At 67.5% G+C, this 17152-nt stretch carries 14 protein-coding genes; 10 read left to right on the plus strand and 4 right to left on the minus strand.

All coding sequences use genetic code 11. The annotated features are described in order from the left end of the window. The first annotated feature begins 211 nt into the window (after window positions 1-211). Both DN412_RS15575 and DN412_RS15580 read left to right on the plus strand, forming a co-directional pair. On the plus strand, window positions 212-1033 hold the full coding sequence (locus tag DN412_RS15575) for a transporter substrate-binding domain-containing protein (protein ID WP_115212452.1): 822 nt from the start codon (window positions 212-214) through the stop codon (window positions 1031-1033). 96 nt (window positions 1034-1129) lie between these two features. Continuing rightward, window positions 1130-1789: an amino acid ABC transporter permease gene (locus tag DN412_RS15580; RefSeq protein ID WP_115212453.1), complete on the plus strand. Its 660-nt coding sequence runs from the start codon at window positions 1130-1132 to the stop codon at window positions 1787-1789. A gap of 60 nt (window positions 1790-1849) precedes the next feature. Here DN412_RS15580 and cphA (DN412_RS15585) read toward each other — a convergent pair whose 3' ends face one another. Together cphA (DN412_RS15585) and cphA (DN412_RS15590) are read right to left on the minus strand one after the other, a co-directional pair. Then, window positions 1850-4420, minus strand: a complete 2571-nt coding sequence (gene cphA, locus DN412_RS15585) for a cyanophycin synthetase (protein WP_115212454.1) — start codon at window positions 4418-4420, stop codon at window positions 1850-1852. Window positions 4421-4466: 46 nt separating this feature from the next. Beyond that, the gene (cphA, locus tag DN412_RS15590; protein ID WP_115212455.1) at window positions 4467-7100 is read right to left on the minus strand and encodes a cyanophycin synthetase; all 2634 of its coding nucleotides are present in this window, start codon (window positions 7098-7100) and stop codon (window positions 4467-4469) included. A gap of 239 nt (window positions 7101-7339) precedes the next feature. On the opposite strand from cphA (DN412_RS15590), the gene DN412_RS15595 reads away from it, so the two are divergent. Together DN412_RS15595 and DN412_RS15600 are read left to right on the plus strand one after the other, a co-directional pair. Beyond that, window positions 7340-9637: a cyanophycin metabolism-associated ABC transporter gene (locus DN412_RS15595; RefSeq protein ID WP_115212456.1), complete on the plus strand. Its 2298-nt coding sequence runs from the start codon at window positions 7340-7342 to the stop codon at window positions 9635-9637. Further along, window positions 9627-10121 (plus strand): cyanophycin metabolism-associated DUF1854 family protein, encoded by a 495-nt coding sequence (locus tag DN412_RS15600; RefSeq protein ID WP_115212457.1) that lies wholly within the window; start codon window positions 9627-9629, stop codon window positions 10119-10121. The genes DN412_RS15595 and DN412_RS15600 overlap by 11 nt, the downstream gene beginning before the upstream one ends. A gap of 63 nt (window positions 10122-10184) precedes the next feature. Here DN412_RS15600 and DN412_RS15605 read toward each other — a convergent pair whose 3' ends face one another. Next, on the minus strand, window positions 10185-10586 hold the full coding sequence (locus tag DN412_RS15605) for a hypothetical protein (protein WP_078198474.1): 402 nt from the start codon (window positions 10584-10586) through the stop codon (window positions 10185-10187). Between the two features lie 278 nt (window positions 10587-10864). Here DN412_RS15605 and DN412_RS44540 point away from each other — a divergent pair, with 278 nt between their 5' ends. The 6 genes from DN412_RS44540 (at window position 10865) to DN412_RS15630 (ending at window position 16432) form a co-directional block, all read left to right on the plus strand. Continuing rightward, on the plus strand, window positions 10865-11527 hold the full coding sequence (locus DN412_RS44540; RefSeq protein ID WP_244222669.1) for a PAS domain-containing protein: 663 nt from the start codon (window positions 10865-10867) through the stop codon (window positions 11525-11527). A 131-nt stretch (window positions 11528-11658) separates the two neighbouring features. Beyond that, window positions 11659-11940 carry an ATP-binding protein gene (locus DN412_RS44545; RefSeq protein WP_244222673.1) on the plus strand — a complete coding sequence of 94 codons (282 nt, stop codon included), beginning with the start codon at window positions 11659-11661 and terminating at the stop codon, window positions 11938-11940. Continuing rightward, window positions 11937-12587, plus strand: a complete 651-nt coding sequence (locus DN412_RS15615; protein WP_115212458.1) for a response regulator — start codon at window positions 11937-11939, stop codon at window positions 12585-12587. The genes DN412_RS44545 and DN412_RS15615 overlap by 4 nt, the downstream gene beginning before the upstream one ends. 134 nt (window positions 12588-12721) lie before the next feature. After that, a complete protein-coding gene (locus DN412_RS15620; RefSeq protein ID WP_115212459.1) occupies window positions 12722-13990 on the plus strand; it encodes an amidohydrolase family protein in 1269 nt (422 codons plus the stop codon). A 42-nt stretch (window positions 13991-14032) separates the two neighbouring features. Further along, window positions 14033-14569 (plus strand): DUF1097 domain-containing protein, encoded by a 537-nt coding sequence (locus DN412_RS15625; RefSeq protein WP_115212460.1) that lies wholly within the window; start codon window positions 14033-14035, stop codon window positions 14567-14569. 129 nt (window positions 14570-14698) lie between these two features. Next, a complete protein-coding gene (locus DN412_RS15630; protein ID WP_115212461.1) occupies window positions 14699-16432 on the plus strand; it encodes a gamma-glutamyltransferase family protein in 1734 nt (577 codons plus the stop codon). On the opposite strand, the gene DN412_RS15635 is transcribed toward DN412_RS15630, so the two are convergent. Then, entirely contained in the window at window positions 16429-17139 is a 711-nt protein-coding gene (locus DN412_RS15635) for a TetR/AcrR family transcriptional regulator (protein ID WP_115212462.1), read from the minus strand. The two genes, DN412_RS15630 and DN412_RS15635, sit on opposite strands and share 4 nt — an antisense overlap. Between the last annotated feature and the right edge of the window lie 13 nt (window positions 17140-17152).

The following is a 17152-nucleotide window of genomic DNA, read 5'->3' on the forward strand; positions in this document are numbered from 1 at the left end:
AACCGCATCAGTTTCGCGAACGAAAAGGAATGGCTTGCAAGGAGAGAGTTATCGCGCTATGCATCCCTATGCTGAAATTCAATACTGTAGGGGGTTGACACCCTCGCCCTCATAGAAGGCTCATAGCAGCACAAGCGCCCGGCGGCCCTTCACAAGAGGCCGCCAGCGCTGTCTGCCCCGACACTGCTCATCCGCATCCACTGGAGAACATATGCGATCGATTCGTACTGGCTGGCTCAAATCCCTGCTGGCCGCTTCCCTGATGGCCGGCGCCGGCCTGGCAGCCACTGCGGCCCACGCCGCCGACCTGCTCGACACCGTCAAGCAGGCCGGCGTGCTGAAGATCGGCCTGGAGGGCACCTATCCCCCGTTCGGCTTCCGCGGCGCGAAGAACGAGCTGGAAGGGTTTGACGTGGACGTGGCACGCGCGGTGGCAGGCAAGCTGGGCGTCAAGCCGGAGTTTGTCACCACCGAATGGAGCGGCATCATCGCCGGCCTGCAGGCGGGCAAGTTCGACGTCATCGTCAACCAGGTCAACGTCACGCCTCAGCGCCAGCAAGTGCTGGACTTCTCCACGCCCTACGTCTACTCGGATGCGCAGCTGATCCAGCGCAAGGACGACAACCGCCAGTTCAAGTCGCTGGAAGACCTGAAGGGCCACAAGCTCGGCGTCAGCCTGGGCAGCAATTTCAACGACCTGGCCAAGTCGGTGCCGGGCATCGACGTCAAGACCTATCCCGGCGCGCCTGAGTACCTGCGCGACCTGGCGGCACAGCGCGTCGACGCCGCGCTGAACGACCGGCTGATGGTCGCCTACCTGGTCAAGACCGCCAACCTGCCGCTGCGGCAGGGCGCAATCGTGCCAGGTGCCACCACGCAGGTGGCCATTCCGTTCCGCAAGGACAACCCCAAGTTCGCGCAGGCCATCAACCACGCGCTGGATGAGCTGGGCAAGGACGGCACGCTTGGCAAGCTCTCGGTGAAGTGGTTCGGCACGGACGTGACCAGGCCCGCCGGTAAGCCAATCAAGTAAGCCGGCCAGCAAGCCGGGCGGTATCATGTCGCGGCGCGGCGGCCTGCATGGCTGCCGCGCCGCTTTCTTTTTCATTTTTCTGCCGCCGCCACGCCCATGTCTGCTCTCCAGCTCGTCACCGATTCCCTGCCAGTGCTGCTGCAGGGCACGCTGCTGACCATCAAGTTCGCGTTGTGGTCGATGGTGTTCGGGCTGATGCTGGGCACAGTGGTGGCGCTGATGGGCATCAGCCATAGCCGAGCGCTCAAGGCGGTGGCCCGCACCTATGTCAGCATCATGCGCGGCACGCCGCTGCTGGTGCAGATCTTCGTGGTGTACTACGGGCTGCCGGGCGCCGGTATCGCGCTGGAGCCCACGCCCGCCGGCGTGCTGACGCTGAGCCTGAACGTCGGCGCCTACCTGTCAGAAAGCATGCGCGGGGCCATCCTCGGCGTGTCGCGCGGGCAATGGCTGGCGGCCTACAGCCTGGGCCTGACGCCGGTGCAGGCACTGCGCTATGTGGTCGGCCCGCAGGCGCTGCGGCTGGCGGTGCCGAGCCTGTCCAACAGCCTGATCAGCCTGATCAAGGACACCTCGCTGGTGTCGGTGATTACCGTGACCGAGCTGCTGCGCACGGCGCAGGAGGTGATCGCGGCCACCTACCAGCCGTTGCCGCTGTACCTGGCGGTGGCGGCGATCTACTGGGTGCTGAGCACGGGGTTGTCGGGGCTGCAGCATGTGCTGGAGCGCAGGTTGTCGCTGCCCGGGAGGCATTGAACGCCGCGCCAAAAAAAAGGCCAACTCCATGGAGCTGGCCTTTCTTCATTGCCGGGCCGCTCAGCCCTGCGCGACGCGCCCGGCGATATGCCCGAGCGCCTCTTCCACCTGGTCCACCAGGATCAGGCACAGGTCGCCCGGCTGCAGGTGCGACAGCGCGGTATCGATGGCGAGGAATTCGCCACGGATCTCCTCGACCTGGTGTGCGCGTTGCGCGCCCTGCAGGCCTTCGCGCAGCAGCGCCAGCACCTCGCCATCGGCGCGGCCGCGCTGGCACTGGTCCTGGTACAGCACGACTTCATCGAACACGCCGCCCAGGATCTGGGTCTGGCGGCGGATGTCGTCGTCGCGGCGGTCGCCCGCGCCGCTGATCACCACCACGCGCCGCCTGGCCGGGATGGTTTCGACAGCGCTGCACAGCGCCAGGATCGCATCCGGGTTGTGGCCGTAGTCGGCGATCAGCGTGGCGCCGCGGTAGTCGAACACGTTGAAGCGTCCGGGCGCGGTCCGCGCGTCGTTGACGAAGGTGGCCAGGCCGCGGCGGATGGTCGGCCAGTCGATGCCCAGCGCCCACGCGGCGGCGATCGACGACATCGCGTTATCCACCTGGAAGCCGATGGTGCCGTTGCGCGTCAGCGGGATCTCGGCCAGTGCGATGCGCACTGTGGTATCGCCTTCGGAAACGACGATGTCGGCGCCGTCGACGAACACCACGCGCTTGCCCTGCGCGCGGTGCGTGGCCATGGCCGGCTGGTTGGGGTCGTGCGCGAAGAAGGTGACACTGCCGGGGCAGGCATCGGCCATGCGCACCACCATCGGGTCGGCGGCATTGAGCACGGCCATGCCGTGCGGCGCGACGTTCTGCACGATCACGCTCTTGAGCACCGCCAGGTCTTCCACCGAGTTGATGAAGGACAGGCCCAGGTGGTCGCCTTCGCCAACGTTGGTCACCACCGCCACGTCGCAGCGGTCGAACGCCAGGCCTTCGCGCAGCAGGCCGCCGCGCGCGGTTTCAAACACGGCGGCGTCCACGTCCGGGTGCAGCAGCACGTTGCGCGCGCTGCGCGGGCCGCTGCAGTCGCCGGTGTCGATGCGCTCGCCCTGGATATACACGCCGTCGGTGCCGGTCATGCCCATGCGCAGGCCGCTGGTGGCCATGATGTGGGTGATCAGCCGGACCGTGGTGGTCTTGCCGTTGGTGCCGGACACCGCCACCACCGGGATGCGGCCATCGTCGCCATCGGAGAACATGGTCGAGACAATGGCTTCGCCGACCGCGCGGCCCTTGCCGTAGGACGGCTGCAGGTGCATGCGCAGGCCCGGTGCGGCGTTGACTTCGACGATGCCGCCGGCCTGTTCCTCGAACGGCTTGAGCATGGTCTCGCACACGGCGTCGACGCCGGCGATGTCCAGGCCCACCATCTGCGCGGCCGCCACGGCGCGCGCGGCGATGTCGGGGTGGACGTCGTCGGTCACGTCGGTGGCGCTGCCGCCGGTCGACAGGTTGGCGTTATTGCGCAAGACCACGCGCGTGCCGTTGGCCGGCACGGAATCGGCGGTCAGGTGCTGCTTGGCCAGCGTGGCCAGCGCGATATCGTCAAAACGGATCTTGGTCAGCGAGGTCGCATGGCCTTCGCCGCGGCGCGGGTCGCGGTTCACATCCTCGACCAGCTGGCGCACGGTATGCACGCCGTCGCCGATGACCTGCGGCGGATCGCGGCGCGCGGCCGCCACCAGCTGCTTGCCCACCACCAGCAGACGGAAGTCATGGCCCGGGATATAGCGCTCGACGATTACGTCCGAGCTGATGTCCGAGGCGACCTCATAGGCCGTCATCACTTCCTCGCGGGTGCGGATGCGCACCGCCACGCCCTTGCCCTGGTTGCCATCGCGCGGCTTGACCACCACCGGCGCGTCGATCTCCTGCGCGGCGGCCCAGGCCTCTTCGGCGCTGCGCACCGAGCGGCCCAGCGGCACCGGCACGCCGGCGGCGTGCAGCAGGGTCTTGGTCAGGTCCTTGTCCTGCGCGATCGATTCGGCCACGGCGCTGGTGCGGTCGGTCTCGGCGGCCTGGATGCGGCGCTGCTTGCTGCCCCAGCCGAACTGGACCATCGAGCCCTGCGTCAGGCGCCGGTAGGGGATGCCGCGCGCCACGGCGGCGTAAACGATGGAGCCCGTGCTCGGCCCCAGGCGCACGTCCTCGTCCAGCTCGCGCAGGCGGTGCAGCGCATCGGCCAGGTCGAACGCGGTGTCGTGGCGGGCGGCGTTGCACAGGGCCTCGGCCAGCTCGAACGCGAGCCGGCCGACTTCTTCCTCGCTGTATTGCACGATCACCTGGTAGGTGCCGGGCTCGACCGTCTGCGCGGTGCGGCTGAAGGTCACCGGGCAGCCGGCGGCGGCCTGCAGGCGCAGCGCCGTCACTTCCAGCACGTGGGCCAGCGACAGCTCGCCCGACTCCTCGTCCGGGCGCAGCGGCCCGATCTCGGGGAAGCGGGCGCGCAGGCGGTCTTCAAAGCCGGGCAGCGCCGACAGCATATTGGTGGTGTCCTGGCAGGCCACGATCGCCTCGATGGCGGTGTGGCGGCACCACAGGTTCGGGCCCCGCAGGGCCCGGATACGTGAGACTTCCATAGAACGGTTTCCGTGTCTTCTATGCGCGGTTGAGCTTGGGGCCGCGTCAGGCGCGGCGCGCAGGCTGGCCCATCCAGTGGTGCACCAGGTCGACGGTGGCGCCGGTGGCGGCCTCGTCGCACTGCAGTACCAGCAGGTCGCCCGGCACCAGCTGGCTCAGGGCGGTTTCAATGGCGCTGGCACGCGTGCCTTCGTCGATGATCTTGGTCACGCGCCGGCCTTCGTACAGGCCCTGCCTGAGCAGCGCGCGCGCCTCGGCATCTGGCAGGGCGCGCCTGACGCTGCGGTCTTCGCACAGGAAAACGCGGTCGAAATGCTGGCCCAGCACCTTGCCCTGGCGCACCAGGTCTTCGTCGCGGCGCTGCACGCCGGCCCCGTAGACCACCATGCGGCGCTCGGACGGGAAGCGTTCCAGCGCGCTCGCCAGCGCTTCCAGCGCGGGTGCGTTGTGGGCGTCGTCGATCACCACGGTGGCGCCGTTGCGCTCGAACAGCGTGAAGCGGCCCGGCACGTCGACCTGGCCGACGTCGAAGGTCACCACGCCGGCGCGGATCAGGTCGTTGGAGATGCCCAGCGCCCAGCCCGCGGCCACGGCCGCCAGCACGTTCTCGACCTGGAACGCGACGCGGCCGGCATAGGTCAGCGGCACTGCGGCCACGTCCACCAGTGCGGTCTCGCTGGTGCCGATGGCCAGCACGATCTTGCCTTCGCGCACGTACACCGCGCGTTTGCCGGCCGCGCGGTGCGACACGATTGCGGGCAGCTCCGGCGTCAGGCCGAAGAAGATCACGTCGCCGTCGCACAGCCCGGCCATTTCCACCAGGCGTTCGTCGCGCGCGTTGAGCACGGCGGCGCCGTTCTCCAGCACCACGTCGACCTGCGTGCGCAGCACGTTGTACATGCGGTCCTCGTCCTCGACGTAGTAGTCGCCAAGGTGGTCGGGCTGGTCGAAATTGGTGACCACGCCGACCTGGCAGCGGTCATAGACCAGGCCTTCGGAGAGGATGCTGCCGCTGTCGTTCTCGAACACGGCGGCCTCGACCGCGCGGTTCATCAGGATGCGGTGGCCCGCTTCCCAGTTGGCGCGGTCGCCGCTTTCCACCTGGCGGCGGTCCAGGAACAGCCCGTCGCTGCAGGCCAGGCCGGTATGCTTGCCCGACAGCTGCAGCAGGCGCGCCACCAGGCGCGCCACCACGGTCTTGCCGTTGGTGCCGGTCACGCCTACCACTGGGATGCGGCCGTGGTCGTCCTCGGACTCGGGGAACAGGTGGTTGACGATGGCGCGGCCCACCGGGCGCGGCGAGCCTTCGGCCGGCTTCAGATGCATCAGCAGGCCGGGGCCGGCATTGACTTCGACGATGGCGCCGCGCTGTTCGGCCAGCGGGCGCGAGATGTCCTCGGCCACCAGGTCCACGCCGGCGATATCCAGCCCCACCACGCGCGCGGCCAGCGCCGCATGCGCGGCGACGCTCGGGTGCACGCGGTCGGTGACGTCGAAGGCGACGTTGCCGTTGCGCTGGATCAGCACGGTGCGGCCTTCCGGCGGTACCGAGCTGCCATCCATGCCCTGGCGCTTCAGTTCCAGCCGCGCGGCCGAATCCAGCCGCACGCAGTTCAGCGGGTGGTCCTCGGTGCTGCCGCGGCGCGGATCGGAATTGATCTGCAGCTCGATCAACTCGTCGATGGTGGACTTGCCGTCGCCGACCACGCTGGCGGTCTCGCCCATGGCAGCGGCCACCAGGCGGCCGCCCACCACCAGCAGGCGGTGTTCGTTGCCGGGGATAAAGCGCTCGACGATGACGCCGCTGCCTTCATCGATGGCCACCCCGTAGGCGGTCTCGACTTCCTCGCGGGTCATCAGGTTGGTGAATACGCCGCGGCCATGGTTGCCGTCATAGGGCTTGACCACCACCGGCACGCCGATGTCCTCGGCGGCGTCCCAGGCGTCCTCGGGCGAATCGACCATGCGGCCTTCCGGCACCGGCACGCCGCAGGACTCCAGCAGGCTCTTGGTCAGGTCCTTGTCGCGCGAGATGCTTTCGCCGATGGCGCTGGTGCGGTCGGTCTCGGCGGTCCAGATGCGGCGCTGGCGCGCGCCATAGCCCAGCTGCACCAGATTGCCGTCCGACAGGCGGAGGGCGGGGATGTCGCGGTCGTCCGCGGCATCGACGATGCAGGCGGTGCTGGGGCCCAGGCAATGCTCGTCGACCAGGCGGCGCAGGTGGTCCACGGCGGCGGGGACGTCATAGGGACGGTCCTCGATCGCGGCCATGACCAGGTCGCGGGCGGCGAACAGGGCGGCACGGGTGACTTCCTCGTGCCAGGCGCGCACGATCACCTTGTAGACGCCGCGCACCGGGGTCTCGCGCGCCTTGCCGAAGCCGCCGGGCATGCCGGCCAGGTTCTGCAGCTCAAGCGTCACGTGTTCCAGGATATGGCCCGGCCAGGTGCCTTCCTTCAGGCGCTGCAGGAAGCCGCCGCGCTCGCCGATGCTGCAGCGATGCTCGATCAGCGAAGGCAGCCAGGCCGACAGGCGCTCGTAAAACCCCGGAATCGTGTTGGAGGGAAAGTCCTCCAGTTCCCCGATATCAACCCATGCCTCCAGGACGGGCCGATATGTCCACATATTCGGGCCGCGCAGCGACATGACATCGAAAATCTCAATGTCCTTCTTTTTCATTGATTTAGCTTGAGGCAGTGGGCGGAACCGCCCGAGAAATAGAAGCCTAACCTTTCAGTAACGTTACAGCACAGAGCGGGTTGACTTTCTTGGTGTAAAAGTGGTTGTGCAGTGCATCAGGAGTACCCGCGCGTTCGTCGTTATGTATACTGCGGGCGAATTCGCGGGCCGCCAGAGCGTGCCCTGCCTAAATTGTTTCAAGTTATGTCCGTACCCCCTGGACGCACGCCGCGCCATCCATGACCCAGTCCTCCCTGCCTGTCCCTACCGCCCCTGTTGCCGACGAACCCTGGCGGGCTGAATCCGGATCGTGGCTCCGACCCGGCGAGACCATCCTGGCCGGACTGGCCCTGGACCTCGACGCGAAGCTGCATTTTACCCAAGGGTGGCTGGTTGTGACGGGCCAGCGCATCGTTGCCCGGGCTCCCGGTGAAAAAAATGTGCGGGAATGGAACATCGGCCCCACGCTGCGCCTGTCGCACACCGACCACGCGGGGGTGGGTACGCTGGACCTGAGCGGTCCGGAGGGCCGGCTGGCCAGCTGGAGATATACGCTTGGTTACAATCCGGCCGCCTTGCGGCTGGCTGACCAGTTCGAAGCGCAGCGCGACGCGGCCGTTTCCCGCCCGGCCGGAGAGGCCGGCGAGATCCTGTGCCCGACCTGCAAGGCGCCGCTGCCGCCGGACGAAGAGCAGTGCCCCCAATGCAGCCGCGAGCTGGAAACCCCGCCGTCGACCTGGGCGCTGCTGCGCCTGTGGCGCTTTGCCCGCCCATACCAGTGGCAGCTGCTGGCGGGCTTCCTGCTGACGCTGCTGTCCACCGCGGCCACGCTGGTGCCGCCGTACCTGACCATGCCGCTGATGGACAAGGTGCTGATCCCGTTCCAGAACGGCGTGCCGATCGACTACGGGCTGGTGCGCCTGTACCTGGCGGGATTGCTGGGCGCGGCGCTGGTGGCCTGGTCCCTGGGTTGGGCGCGCACCTACCTGCTGGCGCGGGTATCGGAACGCATCGGTGCCGATCTGCGCATAACTACCTATGAACACCTGCTAAAGCTTTCGCTTGAGTACTTTGGTGGCAAGCGCACCGGCGACCTGATGGCGCGCATCGGCTCGGAAAGCGACCGCATCTGTGTCTTCCTGTCGCTGCACCTGCTGGACTTCGCCACCGACGTGCTGATGATCGTCATGACGGCGGTGATCCTGGTGTCGATCAACCCCTGGCTGGCGCTGGTGACGCTGGTGCCGCTGCCGTTCATCGCCTGGATGATCCACCTGGTGCGCGACCGCCTGCGCCACGGCTTCGAGAAGATCGACCGGATCTGGTCCGAAATCACCAACGTGCTGGCCGACACCATCCCCGGCATCCGCGTGGTCAAGGCCTTTGCCCAGGAAAAGCGCGAGGTGTCGCGCTTCCGTGAGGCCAACAAGCACAACCTGGCGATCAACGACCGCGTCAACGCGGTGTGGTCGCTGTTCACGCCGACCGTGACCCTGCTGACCGAGATCGGGCTGCTGATCGTCTGGGTGTTCGGCATCTGGCAGGTTTCGCAGAGCGCCATCACGGTGGGTGTGCTGGTGGCGTTCCTGACCTATATCAGCCGCTTCTATACCCGGCTGGACTCGATGAGCCGGATCGTTTCGGTGACGCAGAAGGCCGCGGCCGGCGCCAAGCGCATCTTCGACATCCTCGACCATGTGTCGAGCGTGCCGGAGCCGGTGCGTCCGGCAAAGCTGGACAAGGTCGAGGGCGCCATCGACATGACCGACCTGGGCTTCCGTTACGGCAACCGCGCGGTGATCCGCGGGCTGAACCTGTCGATCGAGCCGGGCGAGATGATCGGCCTGGTCGGGCACAGCGGCTCGGGCAAGAGCACGCTGGTCAACCTGATCTGCCGCTTCTACGATGTTTCCGAGGGCGCGATCCGCGTCGACGGTGTCGATATCCGCTCGCTGCCGGTGTCTGAGTACCGCCGCCATATCGGCCTGGTGCTGCAAGAGCCGTTCCTGTTCTTCGGCACGATTGCCGACAATATCGCCTACGGCAAGCCCGACGCCACGCGCGAAGAGATCATCGCCGCCGCGCGCGCCGCGCATGCGCACGAGTTCATCCTGCGGCTGCCGCACGGCTATGACTCGCTGGTGGGCGAACGCGGCCAGGCGCTGTCGGGCGGCGAGCGCCAGCGCATCTCGATCGCGCGCGCGCTGCTGATCAACCCGCGCATCCTGATCATGGACGAGGCCACCTCGTCGGTCGACACGGCCACCGAGAAGGAAATCCAGAAGGCGCTCGACAACCTGGTGCAGGGCCGCACCACCATCGCCATCGCGCACCGCCTGTCGACGCTGCGCAAGGCCGACCGGCTGGTGGTGATGGACCGCGGCCAGATCGTCGAAGTCGGCAGCCACGACGAACTGCTGCTGCGCGAAGGTGCGTACTACAAGCTGTACCAGGCCCAGGCACGCAACGTCGACACCGAGGACGGCGACGACGAAGGCGAAGCCATCGAAACGCCGGAGGCCGCCAATGCCCAATGACATTTCCGCCGCCACGCCGACTCCCATGTTCACGCTTGACCGCAATCCTTTCGGCCGCCTGGTCCTGATCGCCGAGGACGGCACCGTCCACGAAGGCGTGGTGCCGGTGCGCGCATTCCCGATCTCCGCGCCGCAGGGCGGCATTGGCCTGATGAGCACCGACGGGCATGAAGTGGTGTGGATTCCGCGGCTGGAAGATCTGCCGGCGGCTGAGCGCGGCATGATCGAAGAAGAACTCGCCGCGCGCGAGTTCATGCCGGAGATCCAGCGTATCGTCAGCGTGTCGACCTACGCCACGCCCAGCGTGTGGACGGTGCAGACCGACCGCGGCCAGACCGAACTGGTGCTGCGCGGCGAAGAGGCGATCCGGCGCCTGGCCGGCAGCACGCTGCTGATATCGGACACGCACGGCATTCACTACCTGATCCGCGACCTGATGGCGCTGGACAAGCACAGCCGCAAGATCCTCGACCGCTTCCTCTGAGGCGTCGCTGGCGACGCTGAACCCGGGCCGGCGCGCGGCCGGCCGGATTCCTGGCCCGGGGTTCTAGTGCAGCATCTCGGACGAGTCGTCCTCGTCGTCCCAGTCGTCATGCATGACCGGCACGTCAGGTGCCATGTCGAACACCATCGAGTGATAGCGCACGCTGAACCACTCGCGGAACATCGGCAGCGACAGTTCCTCGGGCCACGCCGAGTCGTCGAACCATTCCCCCAGCATGAATTCGAAGAATTCCTGCCAGCGCTTCTCGACCCAGCGCACGGCGTTGTCGTGCGTGTCGGCCAGCTCTTCAGGCAGCAGGAACACGCTCTGGTCCTCGCGCACCTGTTCGAGCGTGAGGCCGGCAACCGGCTGGGGATCGACCGCCTGGATCCAGTCCAGGAACGGCTGTTCCGGGACCAGGGCGACCATGGAACGGTTGATGGTGAAGCGGGGATGGTCAGACATGGCGAAAGCCTTCAAGGACTGCAACCGACTATTGTAGTCCTTCGCCGCGGCGCATCGCCGCTTTGTGCGCGCGAGGCCATGCCGATGCCCGGAAGATCACGCCGGCTTGCGCGTATCCAGGAAAACGACAAGCGCATTGTCAGCGGCCGATGGCTATAGTCTGCGACGGGAAGCACGCGACGTATGTCCTCTGATGAGGAATCGGCATGAATCGATACCTGCGTGTCATGAATCGAGGTGGCCTGACCTGACAGGCAGGCGCCTTGCGAGGAGACGTCATGGATACGTATGTCGACCTGCAGCGGGCCATCCTGAACAACATACCGGACCAGGCCTGGCTGAAGGACGCCGGCTCGCGCTACATCCTTGTCAACGACGCCTTCATGGCGGCATGCGGGCGCAGCGAGGCCGAGATCCTGGGCAGCACGCCGGACAAGGTGTGGTCGGCGGAATGGGGGCAGGTCTATCTGGGCACCGACAGGGCCGTGGTGACCAGCGGCATCTGCCACTGCTACGAGGAATGCTGTCCCGGCAGGGACGGCAGCCTGCGCTGGTTCGAGACGATCAAGATGCCGATTCGCGGGCAGGGTGGCGCGGTCGTCGGCACGGTCGGCATCTCGCGCGATATCACCGACCGCAAGCGCTCCGAACAGGAGCTGCTGGAATCGCGCGCACAGTTGCGCGAGCTGTCCGCCTACCTGCAGTCCGTGCGCGAGGCCGAGCGCACCCGGATCTCGCGCGAGCTGCACGATGAGCTGGGACAGTCCCTGACTGCATTGCGCCTCGGTCTTAATTTCATTGAAGCGCAGCAGGGCTCCGACGCCGGCGACGCGTGCCGCAAGCATCTGCAGAAGCTCAAGCAGATCGCGGATTCGACGGTGGACGCGGTGCAGCGCATCGCGGCAGACCTGCGCCCGCCGCTGCTGGACGAGCTGGACTGACCGCAGCGATCGAGTGGCTGGCCGAGTCCTTTTCAGAGCGCGGCGGTATCGCCTGCGAGCTGGCGCTGCAGCCCGTCGGCGAGATCGGCGCGGAGGTCAGCACCGCGGTCTTCCGCATCGCGCAGGAAGCGCTGACCAATGCCAGCCGCCATGGCCGCGCCGATCGCGTGCGGGTCGAGTTGAGCGAGGCCGGCGGGACCCTGCGGCTGGTGGTGGCCGACAACGGCCGCGGCATCGATAAGTCCCGGACGGGGCATCGCCGCAGCCTGGGTTTGCTGGGCATGCGCGAGCGGGCGCTGATGCTGGGGGGCAAGCTGGCGGTGACCAGCGAAGCGGGCGGCGGTACCCGGGTCGAGGCGCAGATCCCCAATGCCTGCGCCACCGGTGCCGCCGGCAAGGGAGAGGCAAGATGATCCGCCTGATGCTTGCCGACGACCACACCATCATCCGCGACGGGCTCAAGACGATCTTCTCCACCGTGCCCGACATGCAGGTGGTGGCCGAAGCCGCCGACGGCTGCGAAGTGCTGGCGCTGCTGCGCGCGCAGGCGCCGGACGTGCTGTTGCTGGATATGTCGATGCCGGGGCGCAGCGGCATCCTGCTGATCCAGCAGATCCGGGCCAGCCATCCCGCGCTGCCAATCCTGGTGCTGAGCATGTACCGCGAATCGCAATACGCGGTGCAGGCCATCCGCGCGGGCGCGGCAGGTTACCTGACCAAGAATGTCGAGTCCGATCAGCTGCTCGGCGCCATCCGCAAGGTGGCGCGCGGCGGTACCGCGGTCTCGCCGGCAATTGCCGACAAGCTCGTCAGCCAGGCGCGGCAGCCGGATGCGATGTTGCCGCATGCACGGCTGACCGCGCGCGAGCTGCAGGTGTTCCAGATGCTGGCCGAGGGGCTGGGCATCAATGAAATTGCCACGGCGTTGTCGCTCAGCGCCAAGACGGTGAGCACCCACAAGGCCAACATCCTCGGCAAGATGGATATCGCTTCGACGGCCGGGCTGGTGCACTACGCCATTCGCCATGGGCTGCTGGCCGAAGCGGGGGGCGCGCCGTAGTCTGCTGCGGTGCGTCTAGGAAAATCCTTAGGTCGAATTCAGCCGATCCTGATGCAGTGATGCCGCCCCGGCACCTACGCTTCAGACAGCGAAGCCCTGACTTCGCCGGATAACAAGACCTGAGGAGACAAGCCATGCAGCTGGATCTGCTGATCCGGGACGCCTGCGTTCGCGACGACGCGCCCCTGACCGATATCGCCATCCGCGACGGCCGCATCGTCGCGATGGAGCCCGGCATCGACGTGCCGGCGCATGAAGTGATCGAGGCCGGCGGCCGCGCGGTCATCCCGGGGCTGGTCGAAGCCCACCTGCATCTCGACAAGGCCCTGCTGCACCGCCGCCTGCCGGCGCGCTTCGGTACGCTGGACGAAGCCATCCGCGTCACCGGCATCCTGAAAAGCAAGCAGCAGCGCAACGACGTGCTGGAGCGCTCGCGCCAGGTGCTGGACATGGCGGTCAGGAACGGCACCGTGGCGATCCGCGCGCATCCAGATGTCGACCTGATCCAGGGGCTGATCGGGGTGGAGACGCTGATTGAGCTGAAGGCGGAGTACCAGGACCTGCTCGACCTGCAGATCGTGGCCTTCCCGCAAGAGGGCATCCTGAAGTCGCAGGGCACGCGCGAACTGATGGTCGAGGCCATGGACATGGGCGCCGACGTGGTCGGCGGCTGCCCGTACAACGAGCTGACCTGGGCCGACACCATGCGCCATATCGACATGGTGTTCGAGCTGGCGCAACGCTATGACGCGCCGGTCGACATGCATGCCGACTTTGCCGACGATACCGGCGACCAGCGCTTTGCAGCGGTGTCGTACATCGCGCAGAAGACCATCGAGGCCGGCTACCAGGGGCGCGTGTCGCTGGGCCATGTCACCAGCCTGGGCGCGCTCGACGCGGCGCAGCTGCAGCCGCTGATCGGGCAGATCCGCGAGGCCGGCATCAGCATCGTCACGCTGCCCGCCACCGATCTCTACCTGGGCGGGCGCAAGGACACCCAGAACCAGCGTCGCGGGCTCACGCCGGTGAAGGCGCTGCACAGCGCCGGCGTCAACGTGGCGTACTCCTCCAACAATATCCGCAACGCCTTCACGCCATTCGGCAAGGCCGACATGCTGCAGATCGGCAATATGCTGGCGCACGTGGCCCAGTTCGGCGTGCCCGAGCACCAGCTTGCGGTGCTCGACATGGGCACGCACAACGCCGCGCGCGCGATCGGGCTGCACGACACCTATGGCCTGAAAGTCGGGCGCCAGGCTGACCTGGTTGTCCTGGATACCTTCCAGGTGGCCGATGCGCTGATCGACATCCCGGCCCGGCTGTGGGTGGTGAAGCGCGGCAGGATCACCGTCGTCACGCAGCACCGCTGCGACATCCACCGGCACCAATGCTGCCCGCACTGAAGCAACCCCCGTCCGCCGTCCCCGTCCATCAAGGAGTCGATCATGAGAAAGCTACCTGCCGAAGTCGTGGCCTCGCTGCTTGCCATCACTACCGTTCCCATCGCCGCGCATGCCTCGCACCTGCCGCCATGGGCCATTTTCATCAGCTGGGCCGCGACCTTTGCCATGGGCGGACCCACGCCGGAGAACCTGAAGAAGATCTGGCCGACGCTGCCGGTGGGCTCGCTCTTCGCCTTTGTGATCGTGCTTTGCTTTCGCCAGGCGGCCGTGCAGTTCTCGGGGCCAGCGCTGATCGCGGCGGAGATGGTGATCCTGTTCACGCTTAATGCTTCGATGATGTATCTCGCGCGTGTGTTCGTCACGCTGCGCTTCATCCCGGGCATGTTCTTTGGCTTTGCCTCTTACTTTGCGACGCTGTTCGGCGGTTTCGGTCCTGTGCCGGGCGACCCAGTTGCAGCGCTCGGCGCGGTGATCGCCATGAATGCGCTCGGACCGGTTTATGCCTGGATCAAGCATCACTACGCCGCGCCGGAATCCGTTGCGGAGCGTCCGTGGCAGGGCTGGAAGAGCGAGGCCTGAGCCAGCGTGTCGCGCCGGGGTTGCGCGCAACGCGCGGCATACCCCGGCGCCATCATCGAATCGACATAGCGGTTGCCGCTGCGCAGTGCATCCCAGCGTCGGCAGCCAAGCATCCGGGGGGAAGTGGGTATGGAATATCTGGGCGAGGCGGATCCTTGCGGTACCGGCACTGGCATTGGTACGACGCGTCGTGCCTTCCTGGCTGGCTCGGCCGCACTGGCGGGCAGCACGGTATTGCCTGCCGTCGGGCAGGAACTGGCGCAGGAGCCGGCGCAATCCGGGCGCGCCGGGCTGGCGCATTCGTCCGCGGGCATGGTCACGAGCCCGCATGGGCTGGCCAGCCAGGCGGGGCTGGAGGTACTCAAGGCCGGCGGCAACGCCATCGAGGCGGCGATTGCCATCGGCGCGGTGCTGAGCGTGACGTATCCCCACTTTACCGGGCTGGGGGGCGCCGCCTTCCTGGTGGTCAGCGATCGCGGCGGCAACGTGCGCACGTCCTCCGGCATCGGCCAGGCCGCGGCCGAGACCTCGGGCTATGCGGGCACCATTCCGCTGCGGGGGCCGGCAGCGGCGCTCACTGCGGCGGCCACGGTTGCGATCTGGGACCGCGCTTTTGGCTTCAGCCGTGACCAGTGGGGCGGCACACAGTCGTGGTCCGCGTTACTGGCGCGGGCCACCGAGTACGCCGCCAACGGATTCCCCGTCACGCCGTCACAGTGCTTCTGGCAGGAGCTCCGCTCGGCGGACCTGGCGGGCTGGGATGGCTTCGGACGGGTCTTCATGCCAGACGGGCGCATGCCCAGGCCCGGCGAAATGTTCCGGCAGCCCGAACTGGCCCGCACCCTGGACCGCGTCGCGACACAGGGCGGCCGCGAATTCTATGAGGGCGACCTGGCAGGGCGCCTTGCCGCCGGACTGGCCAAGGCCGGCTCGCCGTTGCGCGGGCGGGACCTGGCGCGATGCCAGGCGCGCGAGGAAGTGCCGCTGCGCGTCGCCTACCGCGACGGCGAGCTGCTTGGCCTGCGTCCGCCCACGCAAGGTGTGACCACGCTGGAAATCATGGGCATCCTCAATCGGTTCGACCTGTCCGGTATCCCGGAAGGCAGCGCGGATTACTACCACCTGCTGGTCGAGGCGGTGAAGCTGGCGTTCCTGGACCGCAACCGCTACGTCGCCGATCCCGACTTTGTCGACGTGCCGGTGGACCGGCTGTTGTCCCAGTCCAACCTCGATGCCCACGCGCGCCGTATCCGCATGGACCGCGCCATGGCGTGGCCGCATGTGTTCAGGCCCGGCGATACGGTCTATATCGGCGCCGCCGATCGCGAGGGCCGCTGCGTGAGCATGCTGCAGACCGTCTATTTCGACTGGGGCAGCGGCCTGGTCGTCGGTGATACCGGCGTGCTCTGGCACAACCGTGGCGCATCGTTCAGCCTCGATCCCGCCAGCCCCAACGTGCTGCAGGGCGGCAAGCGGCCGTTCCATACGCTCAATCCCGGAATCTACCTGAAGCAGGGCAAGCCGCACCTGCTGTACGGCACGCAGGGCGCCGACGGCCAGCCGCAGACGCTGGCCGCGGTGCTGACAAGGATGATCGACTACGGCATGGATCCGCTGACGGCGCTGCGCCGGCCGCGCTTCCTGCTGGGCAAGACCTTCTCGGACAGCCGCGACAGCCTCAAGCTGGAACAGGATGCCGGCCTGCCGGTGTTCAGCGAGCTTGCCGCGCGCGGCCATCAGTTAAGTCCGTTCCCTGCGCAAAGCCAGCTGGCCGGCCATCCGGGTGCGATCCGGATCGATGCCGGCGGGCAGCTCACCGGTGCGCACGATCCGCGCAGCGACGGCAGGGCGCTGGGGGTCTAGGCTAGGCGGCGGCGCACCGCGCGCCGCTTGCTGACCGGCGCCGTCAGCGCCGCGGTGCAGTAGTCGACCAGGTCGCCAACGGGCGGCTTGGCGCCCTGGTGCTGCACTTGCTGGCACCACTGCGCGAGCGAATAGACCACGCTCTGGTGGAACCACAGCATGCGCTGGCCCAGGACTTTGCGTGGCAGTTCAGGCAGTGCTGCCGCGATCAGCCGCCTGACGCGCAGCACGCCGGTCTTGGCCTCGGGATCGATCAGCTCGGCATTGAGCAGGCGCGGGCTGAAGGTGGCCTGGGCCAGCACCTGCACATAGCGCGCGCCCCAAGGCGTGCCGGTGATGGTGTCGGCCAGCGCGCTTACCGAGGCCTCGACCACAGCGCGCACGTCGGTGTCCTGGCCGCCGGCCTCCAGTTCGTCCAGGTAGCGGTTGCGCAGCGCGTTGACGTGGGCCAGCCGGAAGTTGAGCAACTGGCTGACCAGGGCCTCGCGCGAGCCGAAATGGTAGTGCAGCGCTGAACGGTTGCGCTGGCCCGCTTCCACCACGATCTGGCGCAGCGGCACCAGCTCGACGCCGTTTTCCGCGAAGAGGCGCTCGGCGATCTCCAGCAGGCGGCGCGCGGTCTCGTTTTCCAGCGGGCTCGGCGGCGCGGGATCGGCGTGTGCGTCGGCGGGCAGGGGTTCCTGGGAACGGTTGCGTACCCGGCTCATAGGCTGGCGTTCA

This window comes from Cupriavidus lacunae, from assembly GCF_003353055.1.
GTDB classification, from domain to species: domain Bacteria; phylum Pseudomonadota; class Gammaproteobacteria; order Burkholderiales; family Burkholderiaceae; genus Cupriavidus; species Cupriavidus lacunae.